General features: G+C 74.0%; 17 protein-coding genes, 1 pseudogene and 1 riboswitch. Of the genes and pseudogenes, 6 read left to right on the top strand and 12 right to left on the bottom strand.

Going from position 1 to position 25,092, the window contains the following annotated elements:
- Positions 1 to 212 precede the first annotated feature (212 nt).
- A pseudogene (locus ACFWWQ_RS24010) lies at positions 213 to 872 on the top strand (N-acetylmuramoyl-L-alanine amidase); the annotation flags it as partial.
- 188 nt (positions 873 to 1,060) lie between these two features.
- Here the strand turns inward: ACFWWQ_RS24010 and ACFWWQ_RS24015 are convergent.
- The 6 genes from ACFWWQ_RS24015 to ACFWWQ_RS24040 form a co-directional block, all read right to left on the bottom strand.
- Positions 1,061 to 2,272 (bottom strand): hypothetical protein, encoded by a 1,212-nt coding sequence (locus tag ACFWWQ_RS24015; RefSeq protein WP_384599666.1) that lies wholly within the window; start codon positions 2,270 to 2,272, stop codon positions 1,061 to 1,063.
- 88 nt (positions 2,273 to 2,360) lie between these two features.
- Entirely contained in the window at positions 2,361 to 3,269 is a 909-nt protein-coding gene (locus ACFWWQ_RS24020) for a hypothetical protein (protein WP_384599669.1), read from the bottom strand.
- 453 nt (positions 3,270 to 3,722) lie between these two features.
- A complete protein-coding gene (locus ACFWWQ_RS24025) occupies positions 3,723 to 3,971 on the bottom strand; it encodes a hypothetical protein (RefSeq protein ID WP_384599672.1) in 249 nt (82 codons plus the stop codon).
- A gap of 353 nt (positions 3,972 to 4,324) precedes the next feature.
- Positions 4,325 to 5,464: a vWA domain-containing protein gene (locus ACFWWQ_RS24030; RefSeq protein ID WP_384599744.1), complete on the bottom strand. Its 1,140-nt coding sequence runs from the start codon at positions 5,462 to 5,464 to the stop codon at positions 4,325 to 4,327.
- A gap of 107 nt (positions 5,465 to 5,571) precedes the next feature.
- On the bottom strand, positions 5,572 to 8,265 hold the full coding sequence (locus ACFWWQ_RS24035; protein WP_384599675.1) for a DUF5682 family protein: 2,694 nt from the start codon (positions 8,263 to 8,265) through the stop codon (positions 5,572 to 5,574).
- On the bottom strand, positions 8,262 to 9,332 hold the full coding sequence (locus ACFWWQ_RS24040) for an AAA family ATPase (protein ID WP_384599678.1): 1,071 nt from the start codon (positions 9,330 to 9,332) through the stop codon (positions 8,262 to 8,264). The genes ACFWWQ_RS24035 and ACFWWQ_RS24040 overlap by 4 nt, the downstream gene beginning before the upstream one ends.
- 167 nt (positions 9,333 to 9,499) lie before the next feature.
- On the opposite strand from ACFWWQ_RS24040, the gene ACFWWQ_RS24045 reads away from it, so the two are divergent.
- On the top strand, positions 9,500 to 10,861 hold the full coding sequence (locus tag ACFWWQ_RS24045) for an SWIM zinc finger family protein (RefSeq protein ID WP_384599680.1): 1,362 nt from the start codon (positions 9,500 to 9,502) through the stop codon (positions 10,859 to 10,861).
- A 159-nt stretch (positions 10,862 to 11,020) separates the two neighbouring features.
- Positions 11,021 to 12,832 carry a DUF5691 domain-containing protein gene (locus tag ACFWWQ_RS24050; RefSeq protein ID WP_384599683.1) on the top strand — a complete coding sequence of 604 codons (1,812 nt, stop codon included), beginning with the start codon at positions 11,021 to 11,023 and terminating at the stop codon, positions 12,830 to 12,832.
- Between the two features lie 163 nt (positions 12,833 to 12,995).
- Here ACFWWQ_RS24050 and ACFWWQ_RS24055 read toward each other — a convergent pair whose 3' ends face one another.
- Positions 12,996 to 13,454, bottom strand: a complete 459-nt coding sequence (locus ACFWWQ_RS24055; protein ID WP_384599685.1) for a cobalamin B12-binding domain-containing protein — start codon at positions 13,452 to 13,454, stop codon at positions 12,996 to 12,998.
- A 607-nt stretch (positions 13,455 to 14,061) separates the two neighbouring features.
- Here ACFWWQ_RS24055 and ACFWWQ_RS24060 point away from each other — a divergent pair.
- Positions 14,062 to 15,816 carry a peptidoglycan DD-metalloendopeptidase family protein gene (locus ACFWWQ_RS24060; RefSeq protein ID WP_384599747.1) on the top strand — a complete coding sequence of 585 codons (1,755 nt, stop codon included), beginning with the start codon at positions 14,062 to 14,064 and terminating at the stop codon, positions 15,814 to 15,816.
- A 71-nt stretch (positions 15,817 to 15,887) separates the two neighbouring features.
- On the opposite strand, the gene pcrA is transcribed toward ACFWWQ_RS24060, so the two are convergent.
- Positions 15,888 to 18,386, bottom strand: coding sequence for a DNA helicase PcrA (gene pcrA, locus ACFWWQ_RS24065; RefSeq protein ID WP_384599688.1), 2,499 nt, complete (start codon positions 18,384 to 18,386; stop codon positions 15,888 to 15,890).
- A gap of 259 nt (positions 18,387 to 18,645) precedes the next feature.
- Positions 18,646 to 18,830, top strand: a riboswitch (cyclic di-AMP (ydaO/yuaA leader).
- A 7-nt stretch (positions 18,831 to 18,837) separates the two neighbouring features.
- Here pcrA and ACFWWQ_RS24070 point away from each other — a divergent pair.
- Positions 18,838 to 19,977: an NlpC/P60 family protein gene (locus ACFWWQ_RS24070; protein ID WP_384599691.1), complete on the top strand. Its 1,140-nt coding sequence runs from the start codon at positions 18,838 to 18,840 to the stop codon at positions 19,975 to 19,977.
- 140 nt (positions 19,978 to 20,117) lie between these two features.
- Here the strand turns inward: ACFWWQ_RS24070 and ACFWWQ_RS24075 are convergent, their stop codons facing one another.
- Positions 20,118 to 20,471 carry a hypothetical protein gene (locus tag ACFWWQ_RS24075; RefSeq protein ID WP_384599694.1) on the bottom strand — a complete coding sequence of 118 codons (354 nt, stop codon included), beginning with the start codon at positions 20,469 to 20,471 and terminating at the stop codon, positions 20,118 to 20,120.
- A 112-nt stretch (positions 20,472 to 20,583) separates the two neighbouring features.
- On the opposite strand from ACFWWQ_RS24075, the gene ACFWWQ_RS24080 reads away from it, so the two are divergent.
- Positions 20,584 to 21,282 (top strand): GNAT family N-acetyltransferase, encoded by a 699-nt coding sequence (locus ACFWWQ_RS24080; protein ID WP_384599697.1) that lies wholly within the window; start codon positions 20,584 to 20,586, stop codon positions 21,280 to 21,282.
- Positions 21,283 to 21,384: 102 nt separating this feature from the next.
- On the opposite strand, the gene ACFWWQ_RS24085 is transcribed toward ACFWWQ_RS24080, so the two are convergent.
- The 3 genes from ACFWWQ_RS24085 to ACFWWQ_RS24095 form a co-directional block, all read right to left on the bottom strand.
- Positions 21,385 to 22,509 (bottom strand): alpha/beta hydrolase, encoded by a 1,125-nt coding sequence (locus ACFWWQ_RS24085; protein ID WP_384599700.1) that lies wholly within the window; start codon positions 22,507 to 22,509, stop codon positions 21,385 to 21,387.
- A gap of 273 nt (positions 22,510 to 22,782) precedes the next feature.
- On the bottom strand, positions 22,783 to 23,559 hold the full coding sequence (locus ACFWWQ_RS24090) for a LuxR C-terminal-related transcriptional regulator (RefSeq protein ID WP_384599749.1): 777 nt from the start codon (positions 23,557 to 23,559) through the stop codon (positions 22,783 to 22,785).
- A 240-nt stretch (positions 23,560 to 23,799) separates the two neighbouring features.
- Positions 23,800 to 25,080: a PspC domain-containing protein gene (locus ACFWWQ_RS24095; protein ID WP_384599703.1), complete on the bottom strand. Its 1,281-nt coding sequence runs from the start codon at positions 25,078 to 25,080 to the stop codon at positions 23,800 to 23,802.
- Between the last annotated feature and the right edge of the window lie 12 nt (positions 25,081 to 25,092).

Below are 25,092 nucleotides of genomic sequence, written 5' to 3' on the forward strand. Positions count from 1 at the left end.
CCCGGGGGGGGGCGCGGGGTGTGGCGCCCGCCCCCGACGGCGCGGGTGCCGCCCCGCGGGTCCACCTGGTTCCAGGCCAGGGGGCGGGCGCGGGGCGGGGCGCCCGCGCCGCCCCCCCGCCCGTACGGCCGACGCGCGGATGTCCGGTACCGGCCGTCGTACCTCGGTGCCGCGGACCGGCGACGGCCACCACCACTGCATGGGGGAGTTTCATGGCGACACCGCTCACCGCATCCGGCCTGCTCAAGGCGTTGCGCGACGAGGGGCTGACCGTCCACGAGGTACGCGACTGGCGCACCCACAACCGCAACGCGAAGGGCGCCTGGGGCCCGCTGAACGGCGTGATGATCCACCACACCGCCACCACGGGCACCGACGATTCCGTCGCCCTCTGCTACGAAGGCCGGTCCGATCTGCCCGGGCCGCTCTGCCACGGGGTGATCGACAAGGCGGGCGAGATCCACCTCGTCGGCAACGGCCGCGCCAACCACGCCGGGCTCGGCGACGGCGACGTCCTGCGCGCCGTCGTCCGCGAGAGCGCGCTGCCGCCCGACAACGACGCCGACACCGACGGCAATCCGCACTTCTACGGCTTCGAGTGCATCAACCTCGGTGACGGCGACGACCCGTGGCCCGAGGCCCAGATCCAGGCGATCGTCCGGGCGTCGGCGGCGCTCTGCCGCGCCCACGGCTGGGGCGAGCGCTCCGTCATCGGCCATCTGGAGTGGCAGCCGGGGAAGGTCGACCCGCACGGCTTCCCCATGGACGCGCTGCGCGCCCGTATCCGCGCCCGGCTGGCCGGACCGGCCGACGCCGTGGAGACGGAGGGCGGCGGGGAGCAGCCCACGGCCCACGAGCCGTTCCCTCCCGCTTCGTAGAGCTGGAGGTGGGCCGGCCCCGGCGGTGGGGCCGGGCCCGTTCATGAGGCCGGGCCCGGGTCGCCGCCGTCGGCCCGGGCCCGGACATGAGAAAGCCGGGTGGTCCTCCCCCACAGAGGACCACCCGGCTGTTCATGAGGCGACGTCACCCGCGCAGGGGGACGGTCGCGGAGTTACCGCCGTCAGACGCCCTGAGCCGGGAGCGCGGGGACACCCGGGATCGCGGGCACCGTGTGACCGGCGGGGACACCCGGGACCGAGGGCACGGTGTCACCGGCGGGGACACCGGGGACCGACGGCACACCGGCCGGGATGCCCGGGACCGAGGGGACCGACGGCACGGACGGGACGCCCGGGATGGAGGGAACGCCCGGGACGGACGGGACGGAGGGAACGGACGGGACCGACGAGGCACCCGGGATCGCGGGGATGTTGGCCGGGTCGGTCAGGTCGGCGGGAACGGTTCCGGCGGGCAGCAGCGTCACGACGATGTCGCGCACGGCGGCCTGGTTCACGCCGTCGACGGTCCGCTCGGTGGCCGGGAGGACGAGGGCGAACACAGCGTCGACGACGGAGCCGGAGGCACCGGGCAGCGCGGGCTTACCGGGCAGCGCCGGGACGGCCGGAACGGTCGGGGTGGCCGGGACGGCCGGGATCGCCGGGACCATGGGAACGGTCGGGACCTTGGGCAGACCGGGGGTCGCGGGCACCGCCGGAACGGACGGAATCCGGCCGGTCAGGTCAGCCTGGTTGGTGAGACCGGTGAGGTCGGCCTGGTTGGTGAGACCGGTGAGGTCGGCCTGGTTGGTCAGGCCGGTGAGGTAGGCCAGGTTGGTCAGGTCGGCCAGGTTGGTGCCGGGGACGGCGCGGCTCAGGTCCTCCTGGAGACGCCCGTACTGGTCACCCTTGGCGATCGTGGTGTGGACACCGCCCAGGGCGTTGACGACCGGGCCCAGACCATCGGTGGCGGGCAGCGCCGGGACCCCGGGAACGCGCGGGGTGGCGGGGACCGCCGGAACGCGCGGGGTGGCGGGGACCGCCGGAACGCGCGGGGTGGCGGGCAGGTCGGAGACGGCCGGGACGCCGTGCACCGCGGGGATCGAACGCGGGGCCTTCTCGGCGGCGTTCGACAGGTCGGCCGGGACGCCGTGCTGCGCGGGGATGGCGTGCTGCGCCTTCTTCGCCGCCTTCGACAGACCGGCCGGGAGGCCCTTCTCGGCAGGGAGGGCGGGAACGGTGTCCTGCACCTTCTTCCCCGCGCCGGCGAGCGAGCCGACGGCGGGCAGGTCCGAAGTGGCGGGCAGTTCGGCGGCGTTGGCGGAGACGGTACCGAGGGCCAGCAGACCGGTGGCGGTGGCGGCGACGGCGATGGAACGGCGGATGGCGATACGCATGGGAAGAGTCCTTCGGATTCAGGGGGGTGACGGGCAGACCTGTGCCGCCCCCGCGCGGCAGGTCAGGAGAGACGCGGAACGGTCCGCCCTAGCCCGGGAATTCGAGGATGTCGTGGGGACGGTGACGCGTCGGCGCGCCCTCCGCCCGGTGCGCACCGCCGGGCACCCGCCCGGTGCACGCGCTCTCCGCCACGTATGCGGCGTGCTGGTCGCCACGGGGACCGTGACCGTCGCCCATGCTCGACGAGGCGGGGGTGAACGTCACTCTGGGAAGCGGCGCCGACGCGCCGCCCCCGATCGGTGCACCCGGCGCACGAGTGGCGCTGCGCGCCCCCTCGGCACCCTTCGCCCGCACCCCGCCGACGTACGACGGGTTCGCCTTCTTCGCAGGTCCGACGCGGCGCGTGGCACCCTGCGGGGTTCCGTGCGGAGCGCCGCCGTGCTGCGGCCGGCCGCCGTCCCCGGGGTGCCCCGGGTGTGTTCCGGACGGCAGCGGCAGCACGGCACCCGCCGCGTCGCCCACCTGCCGTACGACGCCGGTCACCGGGTCGGCGACCTGGACGGCGCGCTCGGCGGCGGGCCGTACTGCGTGGGCGAGGTCACCGGCCGCGGCCCGTGCTTGGTGTTCGGTCGCCGCGCCTGCCTGGGCTCCCTGCCGCGTGACCGCGGTTCCGGAGGGCTCCAGGTGGTCCGGCGACGCGGTCCGGGTGGCGGCCCGGACCGGTGCCGCCGCCTCGGCCGTGGCCTTGGCGGGCGAGGCCGTCGTCCGGTCCCCGGGCACGGCCCTGACCTGTGACGACGGCTGGTCGGACGACTGTCCCGCGATCGACCCGGCGGACGCCGGGGAGGGTGTCCCCGGCAGTCCCGCCGTGCGGTCGTCCGCGTGGGCGCCGGGGCCGAAGGCGAAGCCGAGGGCCACGAAACCCACCAGGAAGAGCCCCGCCAGCAGCGCACGCCGCACGGCCACGGTGCGCGGCAGGCGCACGGCGGCAGGCACGGCGAACACAGCAGACAACGGAGGGGCCTTCCCAGAAGGACGGGGACGCCGGGCAAGGCCACGGCGTCGCTCTCGTCACGGGTGATCAAGCGATGACCCGATCCTTGCACGAGGGGCCAGGGCACCCGCAAGTCCCCTCGGCGCTCCTGTCACGTTCCTCCGCCATGTCCGGTATGGCGTACGAACAGCTTTCGATTTACCGGTGATTCGCCGTCGAGTACGGCACATTCAGCGGAAACATGACACTTCGTTACCTGCGACACGGGCCGGCCCGCTTGCCACGGAGAGTCCGGAAACGCCGAGGCCGGGTGATCCTCCCCCACAGAGGACCACCCGGCGGTTCAGGGCACCGGTGCGCTCAGGCGCGCCGGTGAGAGGGCGGCACGGCGTCACCGGCGTACCGCCACGGTGCCGCTACCGGCACCGTTGACGCCGAAGCGTCTCCGTACGGGCTCAACCGCGCCGGCCGGGGATGCTGGGGACCGTGGGGTCGATACGGTCCGTCCAGCAGTCGCCGTTCTGGTCGCAGATGACGCGGCCGGTGTCGCCGTCGGCGGCGGCGGTGACGGCGTGGAAGACGCCCAGGTCGGTCCTTTCGGAGGGGACCCAGTCACTGTCGGCCTGGGCGGCGGTCGCGCCGAAGGCGACCAGGCCGACAGTGGCGGCGGCCACGGCCAGGGAACGGCGAACGGGATGACGCATGGTGACAATCCTTCGCTTCTGGAGCTGACGGGCTGTCCTGCCCCGCCCGTGCGGCGGATCCCGGTGGCGGGGCGGTCCAGGCACACAACTGGCCTTCCCCGGCAGCCCGTTGGCGACGGCCACCGAAGAAGTCGGACGTGCGTGGTGCGGGTGCGCCGTACCCGCCGCGCGCCGGTCACCCACGCACCGTGCGTACACGGGCAGGGGTGACGGAGACGACGGAAACGGGGAGTGCTTCCCATGAGGACGGGGGCGGCCACGGCCCGGAATCCGTGGTGCCGCTCACGTCGTGGGCGATACGGCGACCTTGCCCGCCCCGGCGGCCACGCCGCAAGGACCCTCGGTACGACCCGTCACCGTTGCTCCGGCATGTCCGGTATGAATAGGGGGCGCTTTTCGATTGCGGCGGCCATGACATCCGGGAAGCGATCAGGTGTGCAGGCGAAGGCCGGTACGCCCAGGGCCGCCAGAGCCGCCGCATGCTCCCGGTCGTATGCGGGCGCCCCCTCGTCGGACAGCGCGAGCAGGCAGACGAACTGCACCCCCGACGCCTTCATCGCGGTGACCCGCTTGAGCATCCCGTCGCGGATCCCGCCCTCGTAGAGGTCGCTGATGAGGACGACGACGGTGTCGGCGGGGCGGGTGATACGGGACTGGCAGTAGGCGAGCGCGCGGTTGATGTCCGTGCCGCCGCCGAGTTGGGTGCCGAAGAGGACGTCGACCGGATCGTCGAGCTGCTCGGTGAGGTCGACGACGGAGGTGTCGAAGACGACCAGCCGGGTGTCGAGGGCCCGCATCGAGGCGAGCACCGCGCCGAAGACCGAGGCGTGGACGACGGACGCGGCCATGGAGCCGGACTGGTCGACGCAGAGCACCACTTCCTTCTTCACGGACCGCGCGGCACGGCCGTAACCGATCAGCCGCTCGGGGACGACCGTGCGGTGCTCAGGCAGGTAGTTCTTGAGGTTGGCACGGACGGTGCGGCCCCAGTCGATGTCGCGGTGGCGGGGGCGGGCGGTCCGGGCCGAGCGGTCCAGCGCACCGGTGAGGGTGGCGCGGGTCCGCGTCGCCAGACGCCGCTCCAGCTGCGCGACGACCTTGCGGACGACGGCCCGCGCGGTCTCCCGGGTCGTCTCGGGCATGGCCTTGTTGAGGGTGAGCAGGGTGCCGACCAGGTGGACGTCCGCCTCGACCGCCTCCAGCATCTCCGGCTCCAGCAGCAGCGCGGCCAGGCCGAGACGGTCGATGGCGTCGCGCTGCATGATCTGGACGACCGGGGAGGGGAAGTACGTACGGATGTCGCCGAGCCAGCGCACCACACCGGGCGCGGACGCACCGAGCCCGACGGCGCGGCGGCCCCCGGCACCCCGGCGGTCGCCATCCCGCTCGGCACCGTCCCGGCCGTAGAGCGCGCCGAGCGCTTCGTCCATCGCCCGGTCCTGGCCGCGCAGTTCACGGCCGGTGCCGTCCGCGTCGCCCCCGCCGAGCACCATGCGCCAGCGTCGCAGGCGTTCATCGGGTGGGACGGGGGGAATGGCGGCGGGCGGCCGGGCGGTTGCGGGGCCCGGGACGACGTGCGGGTCCATGCGGTCGATGGCGTTCAACGTGCCCCTCCCAAGGGGTCGTTGGCGTACGGGACGGAGTCGAGCAGCAGGTGGAGGGTGGGCAGGACGGCGGCGGCGCGGTCGCGGTCGAGCCCGGGGCCGAAACCCGTTACCGGTACGACGTCGTCCGGACCCGCGCCCCTGCCGGGCCCCGCCGCCTGCGCTGCGAGGGTGGCGGGGCCGCGGCGTATCAGCTCGCCGAGGGCACGGCGCACCCCGGGCCCGTACGCGGCGAACGTCCGGCGCAGCAGCGGGAGTACGTCCGTGAACGCCTCGGCCGGCACCCTCGTCAGCCAGCTGTCGACGAGGGCCAGCAGCCGCTCATCGTGGACCAGCAGCATGCCGTCGCCGTCCCCGCCCCCGGCGAACCCCTCGATCCAACCGGCGGCGTCCGTAGGCGGAGCGGCGGGCGACAGGGCGAGCCCCATCAGCCGCTCCACACCGTCGTCGCCGAGCCGCCCGTCGTCGCGCAAGAGGCGCACGGCACGGCCCCGGAGCAGCCCGGGGACACGCTCCCGCCCGGTGAGGGTGCGCAGTGCGTGGGCCCAGCGGTCCGCGGGGGTGGGGCCACTGCCAGGGGCCGCGAGCCCGGCGGGGCCGGGAGCGGGGCCGGGGGCAGCGGGGCCGACGGGGCCGACGCCGATGGCGGTCGGGCCCTCCGTGGTGGTGGCGGATGCGCCCGCGGCGACCTCGACGGCTTCCGCCGCCTCGACGGATTCCGCGGCCCCGTCACCCCCGACGGTCTCCGGTCGGCTGAGCAAGGTGACCGCCCGGTGGGTGGCGTCGAGGTGGTCGCGCATCCCGGCGGCGGCGTCCGCGTCGAGACCGGCGCAGGCGGGCGGCAACCCGACGAAGATCCGCTCCGCCAGCCCCGCGGCCACCTCGCGCAGCGCCGCGCCGTCCGTGCCGCGCACATCGCCGTAGCGGACGGCGCGGACGAGGGCGGGGAGCGCCCGGGCGAGCCGTCCGACGTCCGTGTCCAGTGCGGCGCGGTCCGCCAGGACGCGCATGACCTGCGGCAGGGCGTCCGGGAGCGCGGCGAGCAGGCAGCTCTCGGCGACGGCGGTGACCTCGGCGAGCGCGGTGGCGGCGCCCGCGTCCGCCTCGGCCTTGGCGGTGGCCGCGGACCGCACGGTCGTCCCCCAGATCCCGGCCTCGGCGACCTTCACCGACAGCTCCGGCTCCCAGCGCAGCCGCCAGGTCTCGCGGAACGTACCGGTGGTGGCACGCGACCGGACCGGCTCGCCCCAGGGGACGCCGAGGAGACGCAGCCGGTGCAGCAGGCGGCTGCGCCCGGCGTCCGTCTCCCTCCGCAGATCCAGCTCCACCTCGCGCTCGGCGGCCTCCGGCTTGAGGCGCAGGGTGCGGGCGGTGCGGGTCAGGTCGCGTTGCAGGGGGACGGCCGGTGCGTCGTCGGGCACCTCGCCGAGGGCGTCCCCGACCACGAGGCGGTCGTGGATCAGCGCGGCCGGGACATCGGAACCGTCACCCATCACGGCGCGGATCGCGTCGGTGGTCTCGGCGAGCCCCGGGAGCGGTCGGCCACGGACCGCGGCGAGCCCTTCGGCAAGGCGTACCGCCTCGATGACGTGGGCCGGGGAGACGGCGTAGTCCTCCGCCCGGAGCAACCCGGCGGCCTTGGTCAGCCAGCGTGTGACGGGCCGGTCGGGCACCCGGAAGAGATGGCCGTACCAGCCGGGCGAGGCGATACCGGCGCCGTAACCGCTGTGCCGGGACAGGCGGCGGTGCGTCCAGGGCACCCAGGTCAGCTCGGCCTTGGCCTTGGGCAGACCCGTCAGCAGCCGACGGTCGGCGGTCACCGTCGTACGGCGGGCCAGCGCCGGGACGTGCCAGGCGCCGCACACCACGGCCACGCGGTCCCCGAACTCCCGCCGGGCGGCCCGCACCCGCAGCCGCATATGGGCCTCGCGCACCGGGTCGTCGGGATGCCCGCCGTCGCCGTACGTCTCCCGCAGAGCGGCCATCGCCTCGGCGACCGCCGCGAACGGCGCCAGGGCATCCGCCGCCCCGGGCCCGCCCGCCGTACGGTGCTCGACGACGTCCTCCCACCACGCCTCGGCGTCGTCGTACCCGGCGGCCCGGGCCAGCGCGCCCAGCGGATCGGTCCGGAGCGCGGCGCCCGGCGAACCCGGGGCGGTGGCGGGCACGCCATCGGGGGCCTCCTCCGGCGGCTCGGGCGAGGTCCCGGCATCCGGCTCCGGGCCGGGCTCCGGCATCGCCAGGGAGTGGGCGGCCGGAAGGTCGATGAAGCGGACCGGGACCTCCCGCTCCAGGGCCCAGCGCAGGGCCACCCACTCCGGGGAGAACTCCGCCAGCGGCCAGAACGCCGACCGTCCCGGGGCGTCCCGGACATGGGCGAGCAGGGCGACCGGCGGGCGCATTTCGGGGCGCCCGGCGAGCGGCACCAGGGCGTCCGCCTCCGGTGGCCCCTCGATGAGCACCGCGCGCGGGGCGGTCTGCTCCAGGGCGGCGCGCACCGCCCGCGCGGACCCGGGGCCGTGATGCCGCACCCCGAGCAGGACCGGCTCCGCGGGGACGGCCCCCTCACCGGACCTGCTCGTGCCCCCGGACCCGCCTCCGCCGCCGGATCCGCGCATGCCGCCGGAGCCGCTCCCGCCACGGGGCCCGCTCCCGCCACCGGATGCGCTCGCTCCGCCGGGCCCGCTCATGCCGTCACCTCCCGGCAGGCACGGTAGAAGTCCTTCCAGCCGTCCCGTTCACGGACGACCGTCTCCAGGTACTCCTGCCAGACGACGCGGTCCGCGGCCGGGTCGCGGACGACGGCGCCCAGGAGACCGGCGGCCACATCGCCGGGGCGCAGCACGCCGTCCCCGAAGTGGGCGGCCAGCGCCAGGCCGTGGGTCACCACGGAGATCGCCTCGGCCGTGGACAGCGTCCCGGAGGGCGACTTGACCTTGGTGCGTCCGTCCTCGGTCACGCCGTCGCGCAACTCGCGGAAGACGGTGACGACCCGCCGTATCTCGTCCAGCCCCTCGGGGGCGGCCGGGAGGTCCAGGGAGCGGCCGAGCTGCCCGACCCGGCGGGAGACGATCTCCACCTCGGCGTCGGGGGTCCCGGGCAGCGGCAGGACGACGGTGTTGAAGCGGCGGCGCAGGGCGCTGGAGAGGTCGTTGACCCCGCGGTCGCGGTCGTTGGCCGTGGCGATGAGGTTGAAGCCGCGGACCGCCTGCACCTCCTCGCCCAGCTCCGGGATGGGCAGGGTCTTCTCGGACAGGATGGTGACGAGGGTGTCCTGGACATCGGCCGGGATGCGGGTCAGCTCCTCGGGCGTACCGGCGGTGCCCTGCACGAGCAGGGTGGAATCGCCACTGACCGCGGCGGCCAGATGCTCCGACACCCACGTCTTCGCGGTCCCCGGCACCCCCAGCAGGAGCAGCGCACGGTCCGTGGCCAGCGTCGTCACCGCCACCTCGACGATGCGGCGCGGCCCGACGTACTTCGGCGTGATGACCGTGCCGTCCGGGAGCGTGCCGCCGAGGAGGTACGTCGCCACCGCCCACGGTGACAGGCGCCAGCGCTCCGGCCGCGGCCGGTCGTCGGCGGCGGCCAGCGCGGCGAGTTCGTCCGCGAAGGTCTCCTCCGCGTGCGGCCGCAGCACCACTCCCCCGGCCCCGCCGCCCGCACTCTCCGACGCCCGCTCGCGCGGCGCCTCCCCCGTCCCGCCCGTCGCCTCTCCCGTCGCTGCTTCCGTCGTCTTCCACCCGTCCGCGGACATGGCTCCCCCTCATCGAACGAACTGCCACCGACGCCCGGCAGGCCGTCGGCCGCTTGCGGATTCCACTCTGCACCCGACCACTGACAACGGCCCTGAAATCGCCGCTGACCTGCACTTTCGCTCTGCTGTCCGGCCGATTGTCAGTGGCGGGCCGTAGCGTCGGTGACATGAATCCGCAGGGGGAACGCTGGACGACGGATCAGGTGCTCGCGCTGGCGCCTGACGAGGCATCACGCAAGGCGGGCGGCAGGCTCGCCGGGCCCGGGCCGTGGTCGGGGGCGGGCGCGGACGGCGATGCGGTGTGGGGGCTGTGCGAGGGCAGCGGCCGGACGCCGTACCGCGTCGTCGTCGACCTCACCGGCCCGGCGTACCAGTGCAGTTGCCCGAGCCACAAGTTTCCGTGCAAGCACGCGCTGGGGCTGTTGCTGCTCTGGTCGGGCGGGGGAGACACGGTCGCCGCCGGTGCGCCGCCGCCGTGGGCGGACGACTGGCTGACGGGCCGCCGGGAGCGGGCCGGTCGCCGCGCGGCCGCACCGCCGGGCGGCGACGCATCCCCGCACACCCCCGCCGACGCGGAGCCCGCGGCACGACGCGCGGCGCGGCGGGCGGCCCGGATCGGCGCGGGCGCGACGGAGCTGGAGCAGCGCCTGGAGGATCTGCTGCACACGGGGCTCGCCGCCGCGGAGGGCGCCGGTTACGCCTCCTGGGACGAGACGGCCGCCCGCATGGTGGACGCCCAGGCGCCCGGACTCGCCTCACGAGTACGGGAGTTGGGCGCGCTCCCCTCCTCGGGCGGCGACTGGCCGTCGCGGCTCCTGGAGGAATGCGCCCTGCTGCACCTCCTCGACCAGGGCTTTCTCGGCATCGAGCGGCTGCCGCCCCCACTCGCCGCGACGGTCCGCGCCCGGGTGGGCCTGACGACGGACACCGCCGAGCTGCTGACCGGCCCCGAGGCGGCACCGGTGCGCGACCGCTGGCTGGTGCTGTCCCAACAGGACACCGACGAGGGCCGGTTGACCGTCCGGCGCATCCATCTACGGGGCGAGCGGACTGGCCGGATGGCGCTGCACCTCTCCTACTCCGGCGGCGGCCGTCCCTTGGAGCCGACGCTGCCGCCCGGCCTGCTGCTCGACGCCGACCTCGCCTTCTACCCGGGGGCCCGGCCACTGCGGGCCGCCCTGGGCGAGCGCCACGCGCCGCCGGTCCAGGGGCCGGTGCCCTCGGGATGCGGCATCGACGCGGCGCTGCGCGCCTACGGCGAGGCGCTGCGCGACGATCCCTGGCTGGACTCCTGGCCGGTGGTGCTCGCGGACGTCACACCCGTCCCCGGGGACGACGGCCCGGGCTGGCAACTGGCCGACGCGGACGGCGAATCCGCCCTTCCCCTGGACCCGCGCGGCCTGCCCCGACCGGGCCTGTGGCGACTGGCCGCGATATCCGGCGGCCGCCCCGTCACGGTCTTCGGCACCTGCGGCCACCGCGGCTTCCTCCCCCTGACCACCTGGGATCCGGAGCCGGTTGCCCTGTGAGCCGGAGCCCCACGGTTGGGGCCTCGTACACGTACGGGAACTCACCCGAAGCGTCACCGGACGACCGACGCACCCCGTACACCCACCCGCACGCCTCCTCTCCCCGTCCGCCCGACAGCTCCAGCCCAACGCCCCACCCGACGACTTCTGGAGTACGGCATGACACCCACAGGTTCCGTTTCTTCGCCCGCCCTGACCGCCGCCGCCATCCCCGCCGCCAGGGAGACGACCGGCCCGGCCAGTGCCCCCACCGCCCCCCTGCCCGTCGTTCCCCCGCCCCCGCCCGCCCCCTGGTCCGCCCTGGTGAGCGCCGCGCTGCTGGGGACGGAGCGGCGGACGCCGCCCGTGGTGGTGCGGCCCGGGCGGAGCGCCGCCGCCGCGCTGCTGGACGCGGCCGCCGTCAGCACGGTGCGGCGCCGCGCTGCGCTGCGGCCCGCGCTCGCGGCCGACCGCCCGGCGCCCGCCCCGGACGACCCGCGGCCGGCCATACCTCCGGCCGCCCGCCGCCGCCTGGCACTGCTGCTCGCGGACCGCGGCGGGACGGGCGGGAGCAGCCGCCGCGGCGCCGCGCCCGACCTCACCGAGCTGCTGCCCCAGTGGCTGGCCGCCGCCCAGGCGCACGGCTACCGCGCCCCCGAGGCGTTGCTGCCCGCGCTGCTCGACGCCGCCCGCGCCCGGACGGACCTGCGTCCGGCGGCGCTGGCGCTGGCCGGGCCGCGGGCCCTCTGGCTGGCGCGGTTCAACGGCGACTGGAAGTTCGCCCTGCGCGGCACCGGCGCCCTCGCGACGCCGGGCGCCGACGACCCCGAGGCGGTGCAGCGCCGGTGGGACGAAGGGCTGTTCGCGGAGCGGGTGGCCCTACTGACCGCGGTGCGCCGGAGCGCGCCGGACGCCGGGCGGGACCTGCTGGCCGGCACCTGGCCGTCGGAGCACGCCGAGGACCGCCTGCTGTTCCTCGACACGCTGCGCGAAGGTCTCTCGCCGGACGACGAAGCGTTCCTGGAAGGGGCGTTGTCCGACCGCAGCCGCACCGTCCGGGCCACCGCCGCCGAACTCCTCTCCACGCTCCCGGAATCCGCCTTCGCCACACGGATGGCCGCCCGCGCCCACGCCTGCGTCACCCTGCCCCCGGGATCTGCACCGCGTCCGGCCCACCCCGGGTCGGCCGATCCCTCCGGCCCGGTGCTCACCGTGACGCCACCGCGCGCCTGTGACGAGGGCATGCGGCGCGACGGCGTGGCTGCCAAGGCCCCCTCGGGCCGGGGCGAACGTGCCTGGTGGCTGGGCCAGTTGGTGGAGGCGGCGCCGCTCCACCGCTGGTCCGAGCGGTGCGGCGGACGCGGACCGGGGGACATCGTCGCCCTCCCGGTGGCCGACGGCTGGCGCACCGAACTGCACGACGCCTGGTGCCGCGCGGCGATCCGGCAACGCGACACCGCCTGGGCGCGGGCCCTGCTGAGTGCCCCCGGGTCGGCACCCCGGGGCGCCGAGGGCGCTTCCGGCGGCTCGTCCCGCGACACGGCGAAGCTGCTGACCGTCCTGCCGTCCGATGAACGCGCCGCGTGGGTGGCGGGGTTCATCGCGGCGCACGGCCTGGCCGACGCATTCCGGATGCTGGGGGTCTGCGCGGTGCCGTGGGCCGAGCCGCTGGGCCGTGCGGTGGTCGACGCTCTGGACATCGCACGGGACGCGGGCAGCTACCCCTGGAGCTTCAGCGGCGTGATGGGCCTGGCCGAACGGTGCCTGGATCCGGCCGCCGCGGACCGTCTGGACATGCTGACGGCGGTCACCGACGAACCGGAGGGCGCATCCCCGGGATCCGGCGGCTACTGGTCCGAGGCGTTCCAACGCCTCGTCGGCACCCTCCGCCTACGCGCCACCATGCTCGCCGAACTCACCGACACCTCCGGCACCGATGCCGCCGCCCCTGCTCCCAGCCCCGCACCCACACCCACACCCGTAACGGAGTGATCCCATGGCCGACGCCTTACGACGCCGGGCCCGGCGGAAGGCATACCGTCAACAGCCACCGGAACACGCCGCCTTGCCCGGAAACGGGCCACCGGCGGAGCGCACACCACCGCCCCGCCTCTGGCCGGCTCCCGGCCGCGACCGGCCCCGGCCCGTCGCTCCCTCAGGCCGACAAGGACCGCACGTTCGCGGTCACCCACTCCACGATCGAGGTGGTGGTGGCGCCCGGGGTGAAGATCTCCGCGACGCCCTGTTCCTTCAGGGGCGCGATGTCCGCCTCCGGGATGATGCCGCCGCCGAAGACCTTGATGTCGTCCGCGTCGCGCTCCTTGAGCAGCGCGATCACCTTGGCGAAGAGCGTGTTGTGGGCGCCGGAGAGGATCGACAGGCCGATGGCGTCGGCGTCCTCCTGGATGGCTGTGTCGACGATCTGCTCCGGGGTCTGGTGCAGCCCGGTGTAGATGACCTCCATACCGGCGTCGCGCAGCGCCCGCGCGATGACCTTGGCGCCCCGGTCGTGTCCGTCCAGCCCCGGCTTGGCCACCACGACGCGGATCGGCCCCGGCGTAGCGGCCGTGCCCCGGCCGTCCGTCTGCGCCTCGTCATGCCGTGCCACACCCATAACCGCCTCCAAGTCATGCACGGCACGTCGTGTGTGCCGCCGAGCCGACAACCGATCGCGCGGCCGTCCGGTCCGATGGCCGCAAGTGAACGAACGTTATCCCCAGCATCGCGCACCCGGTGGCCCCGTGACATGCGGGGAGGGGGAAATCACACGCGAACACCCCTGCCACACCCCGCCGTCCGTCCGCACCCCGCCCGGCCCCCGGCCCGCGACACCGGCGCCGCACCCCCACCGGAATGCACCCGGCATGCGCGACGCCCTTCGCCACCACCGCCACCGCCACCAAAAGGTCGACATCAAGCCATCCCTCGCCATTCCGTGGCGCGATCCCCTCATTCGATATCGCCATCGGACGGCATGCCCGGCACACACCGGATTCGTCAAGGGAATTCCGGCCTCCCGGACCCGGTCACGGCGCGTACGCCGGGTTCCACGCCCCGGCGCTCTCGAACGGGACGCCAAAAGGAGGCATGGATGCCACCGAAAGGCAGCCAAATGCCCGGCCCGGTCCCGCCCGAAACCTGGGGAAGATTGTCGGCGTCGCGTACCGCCGGGTACAGTCGCCGCTAATTCTCCTGCTGCCGAGGCGAAAGAGAAGCTGGTGGTGAACGACCGTCACCCGTCGGAGAGTCCACTCCCGACAGGCCCCGCTCCCAACGCCTCGTACGGGCACTCCCCCGCGTACAACTCCTACGGGCAGCAGCATCCCGCGGCCGGATACTCCGGTGACGACGGCGGTGATCCGCTCTTCGGTTCCCTGCCCGGCGGATACGACACCGGGCAGTACCCGACGGCCGGTTACGGCGCCGAGCCGTACGCCGCCGCCTACGAGACCGGCGCCTACGCCGCGCCCTCATACGGCACCGGCTCCCACGACACGGGTTCCTACGCCACCGGCGCGTACGATGCGGCCGCTTACGACACCGGCACGCAGCACGCCGTGACCTACGGGACCGGCTACGGCGCGGACGCACAGGGCGGCGCCTACGACCCGTACGCCCACACCGGCCACGAGACGCCCGGCACCGGCACCCGCACGTACGGCTACGACAACGGGTACGGCACGGACACCGGCACCTACCCGGCCGGCACGCATCACGCCGCCTACGCGACCGGCACCTACGGTACGAGCGGGCTCGGCACGGACGCGCCCGGCACCGGCACGTACGCCTACGACGGCGACCCCCTCGGCACCGGCTCTTTCCCCGCCGGTTCCTTTGACACCGGTCCCTCCCACGCCGGTCGCTACGACGCGCCCACCGGTGACGACGACCGGACGGCGTACGGCACCGGCGGCTACGAGGCCACCGCCACGGTCGTGCAGCCGGCCATCACCGACGACGCCGGGCACGACGCGTCCGGGCACGACGCCACCGCCGTGTGGCCGACGATCGACCAGGCGGCGACCGCGATCATCCCGGCCCAGGGCGGTCCCCCGGCCGTCGACTCCCTGCCGCACCAGCCCGCCGAACCGCCGCGGCCCGAGGCCGGATCACCGAGGTCCGGTTCGGGCGCCCGGGCCGCCGCGCTCGCCGACGCGATGACCCAGGCGACCCCGATCATCCCGTCCGACCTCGCCGACGACACCCCCGACCACGGCCGGGCCGCCTCCCCCGCGGTGCGGGGCCGGGGCCGCCGCCGGACGGCGAAGCGGTCGGCGCTGCTGACCATCGCGGTGCCCTCCGTCGCGGCCCTCGGCGTCTGCGCCGCCGCCGCGGCCACCCTCGGCAGCTTCGGCGGGGACAAGAAGGACGACGCCGCGGCGGCCGCGCCGGAGGCCGGGGGCGTCAAGCCGTCGACGGCCAACAGCAAGCTCGACACCCAGCTCGCGGGGCTCAGCGCCGGAGCCGACGACTTCGCCGGCCGGGCGAGCCGCACCCAGGAGCGCATCGACCTCAAGGCCCGGCAGGTCGCCGAGAAGAAGCGCAAGGAAGAAGAGGCGAGGCGCAAGGAGGCCGCGCGCCCGAAGTTCGTGCTGCCGGTCACACAGCACGGGCTGAGCGCGCTCTTCGGTCAGGCGGGCGTCAACTGGATGTCCGTGCACACCGGCATCGACTTCCCCGTGTTCGGCGGCACCCCTGTCATGGCCGCGACCGACGGCACCATCCGCACCCAGTGGAACTCCGCCTACGGCAACATGGCGATCGTGACGGCGCCCGACGGCACGGAGACGTGGTACTGCCACCTCAGCAGCACCAAGATCCGCTCCGGCTCCGTCAAGGCCGGCGACCAGATCGCGTACTCGGGCGACTCCGGCAACTCCACCGGCCCGCATCTGCACTTCGAGGTGCGGCCGGGCGGCGGCTCGCCGATCAACCCGCTGCCGTGGCTGCAGAGCCACGGGCTCAACCCCAACTGACGCCCGGCGCCCGCCGGTCGCTCCGGCAGGCGCCCGCGTGGTGGCCCGGCCCCCTGAAGGCCGGGCCTTTTTCACAGCTTCTCGACCGGGGCGTACCGCAGCAGCAGCCGCTTGGGCTTCTCACCACCGAAGTCGATCGTCGCCTCGGCGTTGTCCCCGCTGCCCTTGACGCCGGTGACCGTGCCGAGGCCGAAGCTGTCGTGGGTGACGCGGTCGCCGACGGCGAGCGCCACCACCGGGCGGTCGCTGCTCCGCCGGGTGGCGAACCCGCTCGGGCCCTTGGCCCGCGACGTACCGAACCCGGCGCCGACGCCGCCGCTGCCGCTGCCGCTGCCGCCGGAGCGCATCCCGCCCATGGTCGCGGACGGCGTCGCCGGTCCGGTGCGCCGCCAGTCGACATACGTCGCGGGGATCTCCTCCAGGAACCGCGACGGCGGGTTGTACGACGGCTGGCCCCAGGCGCTGCGCATCGTGGCGCGGGTGAGGTAAAGGCGCTCGCGGGCGCGGGTGATGCCGACGTAGGCGAGGCGGCGCTCCTCCTCCAGCTCCTTGGCCTGGCCGAGCGCACGCATGTGCGGGAAGACGCCGTCCTCCATGCCGGTGAGGAAGACGACCGGGAACTCCAGGCCCTTGGCGGTGTGCAGGGTCATGAGGGTGACGACGCCGCTGCCGTCCTCGTCCTCGTCGGGGATCTGGTCGGAGTCGGCGACCAGCGCGACCTGCTCCAGGAAGTCGGCGAGCGTGCCGCCGGAGACGGGCTCCTCCGCGTCCGCGTCCTCCGCGGCGGGTCCGGCCACGCGGTCCTGCTCGAACTCCAGGGCCACGGCGGCGAGTTCCTGGAGGTTCTCGATACGGGTCTCGTCCTGCGGGTCGGAGGAGGACTGCAGCTCGGCGAGGTATCCGGTGCGTTCCAGGACCGCTTCGAGGACGGTGGCCGGTCCGGCGCCGGATTCGACGATGGTGCGCAGCTCTTCCATCAGGGTGTTGAAGCGCCGGACGGCGTTGGCGGAGCGGGCGGCCATGCCGTACGCCTCGTCGACGCGGCGCAGCGCCTGCGGGAAGCTGATCTTCTCGCGGAGCGACAGGGCGTCGATCATCGCCTCGGCGCGGTCGCCGATGCCGCGCTTGGGGACGTTGAGGATCCGGCGGAGGGGGACGGTGTCCTCCGGGTTCGCGAGCACCCGCAGGTACGCGAGGATGTCGCGGACCTCCTTGCGCTCGTAGAAGCGGACACCGCCGACGACCTTGTAGGGCAGCCCGACGCGGATGAGGATTTCCTCGAAGACGCGGGACTGGGCGTTGGTGCGGTAGAAGATCGCGACGTCCGAGGCGCGGGCGTCCCCGGAGTCGGTGAGGCGGTCGATCTCCTCGGCGACGAACTGGGCCTCGTCGTGCTCGGTGTCGGCGACGTACCCGGTGATGCGGGGGCCCTCGCCGGCTTCGGTCCAGAGGTTCTTGGGGCGGCGGTTCTCGTTGCGCTCGATGACGGCGTTGGCGGCGGAGAGGATCGTCTGGGTGGAGCGGTAGTTCTGCTCCAGGAGGATCGTCGTGGCGTCCGGGTAGTCCTCCTCGAACTGGAGGATGTTGCGGATCGTGGCGCCGCGGAAGGCGTAGATCGACTGGTCGGCGTCGCCGACGACGCACAGCTCGGCGGCGAACTCGGCCGGGCCGACCAGCTCGCGGACGAGGGTGTACTGCGCGTGGTTGGTGTCCTGGTACTCGTCGACCATGACGTGGCGGAAGCGGCGGCGGTAGTGGGCCGCGACGTCCGGGAACGCCTGGAGGAGGTTGACGGTCGTCATGATGATGTCGTCGAAGTCCAGGGCGTTGGCCTCGCGCAGCCGCGCCTGGTAGAGCGCGTACGCCTGGGCAAGGGTCTTCTCGAAACCGTCGGCGGCCTGTCCGGCGAAGGTCTCCTCGTCGATGAGCTCGTTCTTGAGGTGGGAGACCTTGGCGCTGAAGGACTTGGGCGGGAACCGCTTGGGGTCGAGATCCAGATCGCGGCAGACCAGGGCCATCAGGCGCTTGGAGTCGGCGGCGTCGTAGATCGAGAACGACGAGGTGAAGCCGAGGTGCTTGGACTCGCGGCGCAGGATGCGGACGCAGGCGCTGTGGAAGGTGGAGACCCACATGGCGTGGGCCCGGGGGCCGACCAGCTCCTCGACGCGCTCCTTCATCTCCCCGGCGGCCTTGTTGGTGAAGGTGATCGCGAGAATCTGGCCGGGGTGGACGCCACGGGCGGCGAGCAGATGCGCGATGCGGTGGGTGAGCACACGGGTCTTGCCGGAACCGGCTCCGGCGACGATCAGCAGCGGGCCGCCGGAGTGCGCCACGGCGGCCTTCTGGGCGTCGTTCAGCCCCTCCAGGAGTGTGGCCGGGTCGACGGCGGGGCGGGCGGCGCCGTCGCGGTAGTGCGCGTCCCGGGGCACGGGGGCGTCGAACCTGCCGCTGAAGAGGTCGTGCGGGACCTCCTCCGGGGCCGGGCCGTGCTCGTCCTCGGGAGGCGGCGGGGGCTCCTCGTCCTTGGAGGCGAGGTCCGCCAGGAAGTTGTCGTCAAAGAGGCTGCTCATCGCCCACCGAGTCTAGGCCGCCCCACTGACAGTCGGCCCCGGAGTCGCGGAAGTGCCGGAAAGAAGGGCGTTCCGCCCTCGCCGCCCGTGAATCCGGCATTCGACGCAGAAGCCCCGCCCTGCCCACGCGAACGTCACCTCATGCACACAGGTCACAGAAGGTTTCGGGCAATTCGAACATCTGCCTTCACAGGAGCCACACGAGTTGGCTAGGTTCACGCTCGGGCTGCCCGCATCCCGCGGACGACAGCGTCCGCACGGGCCGCCTCCGCCGAGTCCGGCCCTGCCCCACGGCACCCGGAGCCGGGGACCCACCAGCACCACCGGGGTGAATCGGTCGGTACGGCCGCCGCGCGCGGACGTACGGACCGTAGGGCCAGCCTTCCGTCTGCGACACCGCCCGAACCCGACAGCTAACCCGGTAGGCGGTCCACGGAAGGAGTCGTCGGCCTTGCCGTCGCACCGCAAGCCGCGTACCCGCGTCCTCACCTCGCCCGGCAGCCGCCGGACGGCCGCCGGTCTGACGACCGCGGCCCTCGCCACGGTCACCCTGCTGTCACAGTCGGCCGAGGCGTCCCCCCGCTCCCCGAAGCCGACCGTCGAAGAGGTCAAGAAGAAGGTCGACACCCTCTACCGCCAGGCGGAGGTCGCGACCCAGAAGTACAACGGCGTCAAGGAGCACGTCGACGAGCGGCGGGCGGAGGTCAGCGACCTCCAGGACGCCGCGGCGCGCCGCACCGGGAAGCTCAACGAGGCCCGCCGGGAGCTGGGCACCTTCGCCGCCGCGCAGTACCGCGGCGGCGGTATGAACCCGACGGCGCAGCTGATGTTCTCCAAGGACCCGCAGCAGTTCGCCGACCGCAGCCACCTGATGGAGCGGCTGACCGGGCGGCAGCAACAGGCCGTCGACGCCTACCAGGAGCAGCAGGCCGCCGCCGCCCACCAGCGGGCCGAGGCTTCCCGCAGCCTGGAGCGCCTCCAGGAGTCGCAGACCGCGCTGGCCGACTCCAAGCGGACGGTCCAGGGCAAGCTGACCGAGGCCCGGCAGCTGCTCTCCGAGCTGACCGCCGCGGAGAAGGCGCGCCTGGCGGCGCTGGAGCGCAAGAAGGAGGAAGAGGCCCGGCGCAAGGCCGAGGAGGAGGCTCAGAAGCAGCACGAGCAGCCCGGTGGCGGGACGGACACCGGCTCCCCCGGTACGGCCGACCCCGGCCAGGGCGGCGGACCGGCCGACGGTTCGTACCGTACGAAGGCCGAGAAGGCGCTCGCGTTCGCCCGCGCCCAGATGGGCAAGCCGTACGTCTGGGGCGCCACCGGCCCCAACTCCTACGACTGCTCCGGGCTGACGCAGGCCGCGTGGAAGGCGGCCGGGGTGAGCCTGCCGCGCACGACGTGGGACCAGGTGAAGGTCGGCCAGCGCGTCGCCACCACGGATCTCGCCCCCGGTGACCTGGTGTTCTTCTACAACGACATCAGCCACGTCGGGATGTACATCGGCGACGGCAAGATGATCCACGCCCCGAAGCCGGGCGCCAGCGTGCGCATCGAGTCGATCTACTACATGCCGATCTACGGGAGTGTCCGCCCGGCGTGACGCCCCTCCGGGAGACCGTCACACCGCGTGGCCTCCCGGGACACGGCTCCGGCCCGGCCCCCTTGGTGAGGGGCCGGGCCGGAGGCGTACGCGGGGTGTGCCGGGGGCGCGGGGGACATTGCCGCGCGCCCCGGTCGGGCTCAGGTCCAGAGCACCGCGATGAAGATGTTGACCATGGTGAGCAGGCCGACCGTGCCGAACAGCGGCTTGGCGATGCTCTCCTCGTCCCGCTTGACGTAGACCAGACCCAGGATGACGACCAGGACGGCCAGCTTGATGCCGATCTTGATGTTGTCGACCGGGCTGCCCTGGGCCTGGTTCAGGCCGACCAGCGCGATGCCGGTGACCAGCATCGTCAGCGCACCGTGCAGCATCGCGGGCACGAACCGGGCGGTGCCCGCGCTCATCGCCTTCATCTGCGTGAGAAAGCCCCCCAGCAGGGAGGCGATACCGATGATGTGCAAGCCGACGAAGATATTGATTACTACGTCCATAGTGCGGATCGTAACGGTCTCCCCCCTACCTCCTTCCGGGGGCCCGGTGGTGGGCGTTCATGGCCGGTCTGCGGCCTGTCCGCGGGGTGGGGGCGGCTCTAGGGTGCGGCGCATGGATCGTGCTGAGGGGGCCTGCCGGGGGTGTGACCCGGCCGGTCTCGCGCGGGTCGCCGGTGTCTGGGCGCGGGGGTGGGCGCGGGCCCGTGCGACGCCGGCGCCGCGGGTGGTCCCGGGCGGCTTCCGCATCGAGGTCGGCCATCCGCGGCACGCCGCGCGGTACGTCCTCCCCGCCGCCGACCCCGCGGTGCTGCGCGCACTGGCCCGTACGGTGACGACGCCGGACATCTGGCTCAAAATCTGCGCGCCCCGCGCGGAGGTCGCACCGCTGCTCACCGCCGCCTGGCAGTACGACGAACCGCAGTACCTCATGACGGCCACACTGCCGCCGGATCCCCCGGCCGCCGCGCCACCGTCCGGCTACCGCCTCGGCACCGAGGAGTGCGACGGGATCATGGACGTACGGGTATGGGCCACAGGGACGGCCGACCGGCCCGCCGCGAGCGGCCGGACCGCGCTCACCGGCGGCGTGGACGGCACCCCGGTGTCCGCCGTCCACGACATGATCGGAACGGAGCCGGAACACCGCCGCCGGGGCCTGGGCCGCCTGGTGATGGCGGCGCTCACCGCCCACGCCGTCCGACGGGGCGCCACCGAGGGCGTGCTCGTCGCCAGCCCGCCCGGCCGGGAGCTGTACACGGCCCTGGGCTGGCACCTACGTTCTCCGGTTACGGCGGTGGTGCGGAAGGGGTGAGTGGGGTGAGAAGGGTGACGCGGGCGAGGCCGATGTCGCGTGGGCCGGGGCCCGGCGGCCCTCGGGGCGGCCCCCGTGGCGGGCGCGTCGGCCCCCCGGCCGTCAGCCCTTGATCTCCCGCCCCAGCCACCGGAAGATCTCGGGGACCTGTGCGCGCCACACCGCGCTCGTGTGGCCACCGGCGTCCGCGCCGATCCGCTGGACGGTCACCGTGGTCGGCCGCCGGGCCTGCCGCCGCAGTCCGAGACCGGCCTCGTAGCCGTCGCCGGACGCGCCGGAGAGGTAGAGCGCGGTGTGCGGCGGGCGGCCGGCCAGGTTGGCCTCCCGCAGCTGGTGCAGCGGGTTGCTCTCGATCCGCAGCTTCGGGTCCCTACCGGCGAGCGAGGTGGCCTCGCCCGCCGGGTCGTTGTACCCGGACATGCCGACCGCCGCGCGGTACCGGTCGGGGTGGGCCAAGGCGAGCCTGGTCGCGCAGTGCGCCCCGGCGGAGTACCCGGCCAGCGCCCAGGAGTCGGGGCGGTCCCCGGCCCGGAAGGTTTCGGTGATCATCTGGCGTACGTCGACGGTCAGCCAGCTGTCGGCGTTGACCTTGCCGGGGATGTTGACGCATCCCGTGTCGGCGCCTTGGTAGATGTTGGTGCGCGGCGCGACCAGGATGAACGGCTCGATCTCCCCGCGCTCCATCAGCGGCTGGAGCTGGCGGCCGGCCGCCAGCGTGCCGAACCAGGACTTGGCCGAGCCGGGGTAGCCGGGCAGCAGCTCGACCACCGGGAACTTCTTGGTGCGATACGCCGGGTCGTGGTACTGCGGCGGCAGCCAGACGTACACCTCACCGCTGACGCCGGAGATACGGCCCTGGAGGTCCGTGACCTGCACGCCCGGGCCGACCACCGGGTCGTCGGCGGGGCGGAACGGCTGGGCCCGGCGGGGTTCGTCGGAGATCTGCCGACCGCCCAGCCCGTCGGGACCGAGGTCACGGGCCGCCTCGATGTGGCTACCGGTGCCGAGGAGGTCGTCCCAGGTGTCGTAGAGGTTGTTGGCGTTGTTGACCAGCACGAAGACCATGGTGATGGCGGTGGCCTGGGCGAACAGCAGCATGACCAGACGGAGCGCGCCGCGCACCAGACGCGGCCCGGCTATCCGGCTCCAGAGCGCCAGTGGCAGGACGATCGCGACGACCAGCAACAGGAGCGAGGTGAGGAAGAAGGGCGTGCCCGTCAGGCTCATCGGGATCTCGCTTCCAGGACGTGTACATGATCAACGGGGTGGTGGCCGCGCCGACGGCAGCGAGCCTCTCCTCGCCTTTAGATGGCGTTACACGACGTCCTGGTTGCCCCTCTTCGCGGGCTTCTTTCCTCCTTTTGCTGGATGGATCACCGGGCTTTTGCTGGATGGGTCACCGGGCGTGACGGGGGCCTCTCCGGCGGTGAGCCGGGAGCCCTCAAGTGGTGCACCTGAGGCCCCGGCTCCCTCCGGTGGTACGCCGGCCCCGGCCGCGTGTCACACCAGGCGGCGGGCGGCGGCCCAGCGGGTCAGCTCGTGGCGGTTGGAGAGCTGGAGCTTGCGCAGCACCGCTGAGACATGCGACTCCACGGTCTTGACGGAGATGAAGAGCTGTTTGGCGATCTCCTTGTACGCATAGCCGCGGGCGATCAGCCGCAGTACCTCGCGCTCCCGCTGGGTGAGGCGGTCCATGTCCTCGTCCACCGGCGGGGCATCCGTCGAGGCGAACGCGTCGAGGACGAACCCGGCCAGCCGGGGCGAGAACACCGCGTCGCCGTCGGCCACTCGGAAGATCGCGTCGACCAGGTCCTTCCCGGTGATCGTCTTGGTGACGTAACCGCGCGCGCCGCCCCGGATGACGCCGATGACGTCCTCGGCCGCATCGGAGACCGACAGTGCCAGGAAGCGGACCGGCCGCTCCGGGTCGGCCATCTGCGGCGCGCTGCGGCGCAGCACCTCCACGCCGCCGCCACCGGGCAGATGGACGTCCAGGAGGACGACCTCGGGGCGGGTGGCGGTGATGACCGTGATCGCCTGGTCGACGTCGGCCGCCTCGCCAACCACCTCGACGCCGGTCCGCTCCGTCACCCCGATCTCCGCCTGAACCCCGGTACGGAACATCCGGTGGTCGTCGACGAGCACCACCCGTACGGTGCGCTCCCCGGCCGCCTCGCCACCGGCCGGGCCGTCGCCCGCCGGTCCCAGGGTCGCGGGCCCGTCGGGTTCCGCGGTGCCGGCGAGTGCCGGTGTGCCGGTGCCGACCGGTGTGCTCAGGGGAGCGTCGTCGCTGCTCAGGCCCTGCTGTGCGCCGTCGCTGTTCATTTCTTCCGTCCGTCCCTCGTGGTCTGCGTCGTCATCATCGCGCGGTGCGGCGCGCCGTGTCACCGCCGCGGCGTATGCGGCGCCCGGCGGGCGCGGCGGTGGTCGTGGGGGTGGTCGTAGGGGTGGTCGTAGGGCCGGCCGTGCGGGTGGCCGTAAGGAGGGTCATGGGGGTGGCGGCTGATGCGGGCGTGGTCATTCGGTGCGCTCCATCTCCAGCTCGACCTCGGTGCCGCCGCCGGGCACGGACCGCAGCCGGGCGGTGCCGCCGTTGCGTTCCATCCGGCCGATGATGGACTCGCGGACGCCCATCCGGTCGTCGGGGACGGCGTCCAGGTCGAAGCCCGGCCCCCGGTCGCGTACGGAGACGAAGACCGTGCGGCCCTCCACCTCGGCGAAGACCTGCACCGGCCCGCCCTCGCCGCCGTACTTCGCGGCGTTGACCATCGCCTCGCGGGCGGCCTTCATCTGCGCGCCCAGCGCCTCGTCCAACGGGCAGTCGCCGACGACCACGACCTCGATCGGTACGCCGTGGTGGTCCTCGACCTCGGCCGCCGCCGTACGCACCGCGTCGGCGAGGGTGGCGGGCTCCTCGTCCTCCTCCTTGGTGCGGCCCTCGGGCCGGTACAGCCAGGCCCGCAGCTCCCGCTCCTGGGAGCGGGCGAGCCGGGCGACCTCGCGGGAGTCGTCGGCGCTGCGCTGGATGAGGGTGAGGGTGTGCAGCACGGAGTCGTGGACGTGGGCGGCGACCTCGGCCCGTTCCTGGGCGCGGATGCGCATCAGCCGCTCCTCGGAGAGGTCCTGTATCAGGCGGACGAGGTAGGGACCGGCGAGCAGGGCGATGCCGACGACGACGGCGAGCGCGGCCTGGAGCACCGAGCCGAGGTGGCCCACCGAGCCCTGGAGCACGACGATGCCGGTCACACCGACTCCGACGAGCGCGACCCCGGCTGCGCCGCGCAGCATCGGGAGGACCCCCTTACGGCGGCCCAGCTCCAGCCACTGCGCGCGGCGCGCGTTGTCGGCCTGCCGCCAGACGAGGGCGACGCCCGCGGCTATCAGCAGCACCGGCCACAGATAGCCGCTGCCGATGCCCAGCTGGAACCGGGAGGCGACGAACGCGGACCCGGCCAGCAGCGCGATCAACGCGATGACCTGGCCCGTATCGGGTCTGCGGGCCCCGCCGCGGCGGGCGCCGTCAGCCGTGGTCCGGCGGTCCTCCACCCCGCCGACGCCGAGCGGGACGAAGAACCAGAACGCCGCGTAGAGCAGCGCGCCCATGCCTTCGGCGAGGAACAGAGCGACGAAAACGACCCGGACCCAGGAGACGGGGAGCCCCAGATGTCCCGCCAGTCCGCGCGCGACGCCGCCGAGCAGCCGCCCGTCGGCGCTGCGGTAGAGCTTGCGCACGGGTGGCTCGGCGAATTCCTGCGCGGACGCGTGGTGCGATCCGCCGCGGGGCGGGGCTGTGGTCATGCACAGATCGTC

Source organism: Streptomyces sp. NPDC059080 (assembly GCF_042739975.1).
Classification (GTDB): Bacteria; Actinomycetota; Actinomycetes; order Streptomycetales; family Streptomycetaceae; genus Streptomyces; species Streptomyces benahoarensis.

Coding starts and splice junctions, on each gene's coding strand:
- ACFWWQ_RS24015 (WP_384599666.1), bottom strand. CDS start 2,272: ATGCGTATCGCCATCCGCCGTTCCATCGCCGTCGCCGCCACCGCCACC.
- ACFWWQ_RS24025 (WP_384599672.1), bottom strand. CDS start 3,971: ATGCGTCATCCCGTTCGCCGTTCCCTGGCCGTGGCCGCCGCCACTGTC.
- ACFWWQ_RS24030 (WP_384599744.1), bottom strand. CDS start 5,464: ATGGTGCTCGGCGGGGGCGACGCGGACGGCACCGGCCGTGAACTGCGC.
- ACFWWQ_RS24035 (WP_384599675.1), bottom strand. CDS start 8,265: ATGAGCGGGCCCGGCGGAGCGAGCGCATCCGGTGGCGGGAGCGGGCCC.
- ACFWWQ_RS24040 (WP_384599678.1), bottom strand. CDS start 9,332: ATGTCCGCGGACGGGTGGAAGACGACGGAAGCAGCGACGGGAGAGGCG.
- ACFWWQ_RS24045 (WP_384599680.1), top strand. CDS start 9,500: ATGAATCCGCAGGGGGAACGCTGGACGACGGATCAGGTGCTCGCGCTG.
- ACFWWQ_RS24050 (WP_384599683.1), top strand. CDS start 11,021: ATGACACCCACAGGTTCCGTTTCTTCGCCCGCCCTGACCGCCGCCGCC.
- ACFWWQ_RS24055 (WP_384599685.1), bottom strand. CDS start 13,454: ATGGGTGTGGCACGGCATGACGAGGCGCAGACGGACGGCCGGGGCACG.
- pcrA (WP_384599688.1), bottom strand. CDS start 18,386: ATGAGCAGCCTCTTTGACGACAACTTCCTGGCGGACCTCGCCTCCAAG.
- ACFWWQ_RS24075 (WP_384599694.1), bottom strand. CDS start 20,471: ATGGACGTAGTAATCAATATCTTCGTCGGCTTGCACATCATCGGTATC.
- ACFWWQ_RS24080 (WP_384599697.1), top strand. CDS start 20,584: ATGGATCGTGCTGAGGGGGCCTGCCGGGGGTGTGACCCGGCCGGTCTC.
- ACFWWQ_RS24085 (WP_384599700.1), bottom strand. CDS start 22,509: ATGAGCCTGACGGGCACGCCCTTCTTCCTCACCTCGCTCCTGTTGCTG.
- ACFWWQ_RS24095 (WP_384599703.1), bottom strand. CDS start 25,080: ATGACCACAGCCCCGCCCCGCGGCGGATCGCACCACGCGTCCGCGCAG.